This window comes from uncultured Clostridium sp. (assembly GCF_937920395.1).
In the GTDB taxonomy this organism is placed as follows: domain Bacteria; phylum Bacillota; class Clostridia; order Clostridiales; family Clostridiaceae; genus Clostridium_AD.
Genome location: NZ_CALEVF010000129.1, coordinates 1 through 5,959, shown reverse-complemented (window position 1 = coordinate 5,959; position 5,959 = coordinate 1). Strand labels below are relative to the sequence as shown.

The window sequence follows — 5,959 nt, the reverse complement described above, 5'->3', positions numbered from 1 at the left end:
ATTAATTGTTTGATTTGTATGATTAATTTCAAAATATTGGTTTTATTAAAAGTTATATTGTGTTACAATAAGATTAATTAATCTGTCTAAGAGGGTGTTTTAGATGAACGTTGTGACAATAAAAATAAATGGTATTGAATATAATTTAAAAGGTGACGAAAGAGAAGAATATTTACATATGGTAGCTAGCTTTGTTGATAAAAAAATAAAAAATATAATGGACAATAACGAGAAACTTAGTACATCTTCGGCAGCAATTTTAACAGCTTTAAATTTAGGCGATGATATGTTTAAAAGTAAATTACTCTGCAAAGAACTGAAAGCTAAGGGTGAAGAATTAAATAAGCATGATGAAGAATTGACAGTGCAGTTAGAAGATTTAAAAAAACAGTTAAGCCATATGGAAGATTATAATCAAGAATTGCTTAATAAATGTAAGAATATAGAAAAAACTGAATATGTAAAAACCTTAGAACAGGAAAATATAGATATGCAACAGCAATTAGAGGTTATGAAAGAGACTAATAAAACTTCTATTGAAGAAAATAAAGATATTAAAACAGAAAATAAAGCAATGAAATTTAAGCTCCAATCTTATAAGTATAAAATAATTGATTCTCAAAACAAGTTGATAGAATATCAAATTAGTTTGGCAAAACAAAAGAAAATAAACAATCCTCTTTTAACTACGCGTAAAAAATAAATCTTATTTAAGAGTATGTTTAAGCTGTCGCCGAAAGGCGATTTTTTTATTGATAAGACAGTAAGAATACATAAACAATATATATCTTTGGTTAGAGAAATAATTTAAAAAAATTTCCACTATACCTTAGCTATTTATTTAGTTATAATTAAAGCATGGTGTTATGCCATGAAAAGGATGGTACATATATGAATTTGTTAACAATCGAAGAAGTGAGTAAAAGTTATAGTGAGAGAATACTCATTGATAAAGTGTCACTAGGTATAAGTGATGGAGATAAAATTGGTTTAATAGGTGTTAATGGTACTGGAAAATCAACTTTTTTAAAAATAATAGCTGGCTACGAGGTTCCGGATGCTGGTAGAATTATAAAGGGAAACAAAGTAAACATAGAGTATTTATCTCAAAATCCTGAGTTTGATTCAGAAGCTACAGTACTTGAGCAGATTTTTAAGAGTGATACGGATGTTATGAAAGTTATAAGAGAATATGAGGTCGTTTTAGAGAAATTACAAGAAAATCCAGAAAGTGAATCCACTCTTAATACGCTCATGAGGCTAAATGATAAAATGGATGCATGTAATGGATGGCAAGTACAAGATGATGCTAAAATCATATTAACAAAGCTTGGAATAACTGATTTTAAGCAACGTATAGGTGAACTCTCCGGTGGACAAAGAAAGAGAGTGGCATTATGTAGTGCATTAATTACTCCATCGGATCTATTGATTTTAGATGAGCCCACAAATCATATGGACAATAAAATAATTGATTGGTTAGAGAAGTTTTTAAATAAAAGAAAGGGTGCTCTACTAATGATTACCCATGATAGATATTTTTTAGATAGAATAACGAATAAAATTATTGAACTGGACAAGGGTAATTTATATAGCTACGATGGTAATTATTCTGTATATTTGGAAAAGAAAGTTGAGAGAATGGCTTTAGTAGATACATTAGAAAGAAAAAGGGAAAGTTTATTTAAAAAGGAATTAGCGTGGATAAGACGTGGAGCGAAGGCTAGAAGCACAAAGCAGAAGGCTAGAATTGATCGTTTTGATGAGCTTAAGGCTGGAAAAGTAGACACTTCAAGTGATAACTTAGAATTATCTTCGGCATCTACAAGACTTGGTAAAAAAATCTTAAATGTAGAACATATCTATAAATCATTTGGTGATAAAAAATTAATTGAAGATTTTAGTCATATATTTACAAGACGTGATAAAGTAGGTATTATAGGCCCTAATGGAATGGGGAAATCAACTCTAATGAATATCTTAAGTGGAGTATTAAAACAAGATGCAGGAGAAATTGAATGGGGCGAAACAGTTAAAATTGGATTTTTTCATCAAGAAAATGGTGAGATGAATGAAAATCTTCGTGCCATTGAATACATAAGAGAAGGTGCAGAATATATATCCACAGGTAGTGGAGAAAAGATTACAGCTTCACAAATGCTCGAAAGATTTTTATTTGATAAAAACACGAAACATTCATTTATCTCTAGTTTATCTGGTGGAGAAAAACGAAGATTGTATTTATTAAGAATTCTTATGGAAGCTCCAAATGTATTATTTTTAGACGAGCCAACTAATGATTTTGATATTCAGACACTAGCGGTCCTTGAAGATTATTTAGACGGATTTAATGGTGTTGTTATAACTGTATCACATGATAGATACTTTTTAGATAGAGTATCTGACAAAATATTCAGTTTTGAGGGTAATGCGAAAATAATACAATTTGTTGGAAATTACACTGATTATCAAGAATACATAGAAAAAAATCCACAAGTACTAGAAGATAATAATGAAGAGAATAAGGAAGAAAAAAAAGTTGAAAAGAAACAGGACAAAGAACTTGATAATAAAGAAGTTGCAATGGACAATAATAAAGATATTAAGAGCGATAAAATTTTGAAGTTTACATTTAAAGAAAAAAAAGAATTTGAGGAAATAGATGGTGCAATTGAGCAGAAGGAAAAAGAACTTGTAGATGTTAATAAAAAAATTAACGCTGGTAGTAGTGACTTTGAATATTTGGAGAAACTAGTTCAGGAGCAGAAGACTATTAAAACAGAGACTGAATATTTAATGAAACGTTGGACATATTTAAATGAATTGGTAGAAAAAATAGAAACGCAGAAAAATAGTTAAATTATCTCTTTGGGAGCGAATAGCCTACGAGCTGTAATAGTTCTAAGGGAGATGGACTTTGCAAAAATGTATTAACAAATTCAGAAGGTAAATCTCATACTTATAGAAGTGGGAGATTTACCTTTTGAAATGTTGTTAAAATAATAAAGAAGGTATAATCTGTGGATAAGACTAGAGATATAAAAATATCTGTGCGTAACTTAGTAGAGTTTGTTCTAAGAGCTGGGGATCTGGATATGCGGTTTATGGGAAGTAGCAGGGCTGTAGAGGGAACAAAAGCACATCAAAAGATTCAAAAGGAAAATAGTGAAAAATATTCTGTCTTGCTTAACGAAAAATATTTATCTGAGGTGAGTTTAAAATATAAAACAATACATAATGATATTACTATTGTAATTGATGGACGAGCCGATGGTATTCTAATAAAAGATGGAAAAGTCACTGTAGATGAAATTAAAACAGTTACTAAAGATATAGAATTTATAAAAGAAGACTACAATAGTCTTCATTGGGCTCAAGTTAAGTGTTATGCGTATATATATGCAGTTCAAAACAACCTTACACTCATTAATGTTCAATTAACTTATTATGAAATAAATAGTGAAAAAATTAAGAGATTTGTTAAAGCATTCTCAATTAATAAACTCAAAGAATTTTTTGATGGAATTATTTCTATTTATTTTGTATGGGCCAATATTACAAGTGAATGGAATAAGAAGCGGGACACGACTATAAAAGATTTAAAGTTTCCTTTTGATAGTTATAGGGAGGGACAAAGAGAACTTGCAGTTTCTGTATATAGAACAATAGTAGAAGGTAAAAAAATGTTTGTGCAAGCGCCAACTGGAATAGGAAAAACTATATCTACATTGTTTCCAAGCATTAAGGCTGTGGGAGAAGGGCATACCTCAAAAATTTTTTACTTAACTGCAAAAACTATAACAAGACAAGTCGCAGAGGATGCATTTTATAAAATGAAAGAGCGAGGCCTTGAGTTTAAGACCATTACAATAACTGCAAAGGATAAATTATGTTTTAGTAAGGGCAGTGCATGTAACCCAGAACAATGTTTATTTGCAAAAGGACATTTTGATAGGGTAAATGATGCTATTTTTGATATATTGAAGAATGAAAATACATTTAGTAGAGAGATTATTGAGATGTATTCTAAGAAACATAAAGTATGTCCTTTTGAATTTTCATTAGATTTAACATTATGGGCTGATTGTGTTATATGTGATTATAATTATGTGTTTGACCCTAGGGTGTATTTAAAAAGGTTCTTTACTGATAATAACGGTGATTATACTATATTGGTTGATGAAGCTCATAACCTAGTAGATAGGGCAAGAGAAATGTTTTCATCTCAAATACATAAGAAATTGTTTCTACAATTGAAAAAAGATATAAAAGGTAAAAATGATCAAATGTACAAGATCTTAAGTAAGCTAAATTCTTTTATGTTAAACATGAAAAAATTGTGTAATGAAGATGGGTATTATAAACAAGATGCAGAACCTGTAGATGTATATAATCTTCTTACGAGACTTACTAAAATATTAGAGGTTTGGCTTACTAAAAATGAAAAATCTGAAATATATGATAACTTTTTAGAGTTATATTTTACTTCGCTTAGTTTTATAAGGATAGCTGAACTATATGATGATAAATATATAACCTATGTAGAAAGTTTTGATGACGATGTAGTATTAAAAATATTTTGCTTAGATCCATCTAAGCTTTTAAGAGAGGCCTCAAAAAGAGGGCGTTCAGTAGTTTATTTTTCTGCAACGTTATTGCCATTATCATATTTTAAAGAAATTTTGGGTGGACAAAGTAAGGATTACAATTTAACTCTAAAGTCCCCATTTGATAAAAATAAACTTAAAGTAATGATAGCTAGGGATATTTCTACTAAATACAATGATAGAGAAAATAGTTACCCCAAAATAGTAGAATATATATATTCTGTGATAAGTGCTAAAAAAGGAAATTATATGGTTTTTTTTCCGTCATATAAATATATGGAGGTCGTGTTTAGTGAGTTTTCAAAATTATACCCAAGTGTGAAAGTTAGTATTCAAGTTAATGCTATGGATGAAGATGCGAGGGAAGCTTTCCTTAAGGGGTTTAATAGCAACGGGAAAGGCAGTATCTTAGGTTTTGGAGTTTTAGGTGGTATATTCTCAGAAGGAATTGATTTAAAAGGCGATGCCTTGATTGGTGTTATAATAATTGGGGTAGGGCATCCAATGATTTGTTTTGAACGGGAAATTATTAAAGAATACTTTAATAATAAAAGCAATTGTGGTTATGAATATTCCTATATGTACCCTGGTATGAATAAAGTACTACAGGCAGCAGGAAGGGTAATTAGAACAGAAGAAGATAGAGGAACTGTACTTTTAATAGATGATAGATTTCTAAAGCAAAGATATAGACGATTATTTCCAAAAGAATGGAATGATTATCAAATAGTAAACAATAACATTCATGTAAGTCAAGTGAGTTGTGAATTTTGGGAATAATAAAAAAACTTGAGCGTTTGCTCAAGTTTTTTTGTACTTAAATTTTATTTATATATTGGGGGGGATAAATAAAGGAAACCTAATTTATTTATAACAGCTACAAATACATCTACATAAAATATTTATATCCATGAATACGATAATAGTTTACTAATAGGACATAAATAGTTTCCTTTTATTATGGGGGTATTTAAATTTGCAATTAATGTCGAAATAAGATTTATCATTTGTGTGCATATTATAAATATGTTCGACTTATTTCTTGTTTTAAGAATACCACGAATTACACAAATAGTCAATGGGATTATCAAAAGTTTAATTTAAACACAATTAAAGCTAGAAACAACAAGATAATTCGACAAAATGTAAGAAACATGGAACAAGTATAGAAATATAAAATTTTAAAAAGCAATTGATTGTCAGTAAGTATCTTTTACAGAAAATTAATAATGATTAAAGCTTTATAGTGATAAACTGTATAGGAAAGGCAATTTAGAATTGTTAGCTATTTAAAAAGTATTAGCTGATTGCGAAACTCTAAAAGATTTTAGTGAAATATCTATCTAAAATTT

General features: G+C 29.1%; 3 protein-coding genes. All 3 read left to right on the top strand.

Annotated elements, in window-relative coordinates; genetic code table 11:
• Nucleotides 1-103: 103 nt before the first annotated feature.
• A complete protein-coding gene (gene zapA, locus Q0649_RS09915) occupies nt 104-703 on the top strand; it encodes a cell division protein ZapA (protein WP_298840967.1) in 600 nt (199 codons plus the stop codon).
• Nucleotides 704-891: 188 nt separating this feature from the next.
• Nucleotides 892-2,859, top strand: coding sequence for an ABC-F family ATP-binding cassette domain-containing protein (locus Q0649_RS09910; RefSeq protein WP_298840964.1), 1,968 nt, complete (start codon nt 892-894; stop codon nt 2,857-2,859).
• Nucleotides 2,860-3,020: 161 nt separating this feature from the next.
• Entirely contained in the window at nt 3,021-5,387 is a 2,367-nt protein-coding gene (locus Q0649_RS09905; protein ID WP_298840961.1) for an ATP-dependent DNA helicase, read from the top strand.
• Nucleotides 5,388-5,959: the final 572 nt, after the last annotated feature.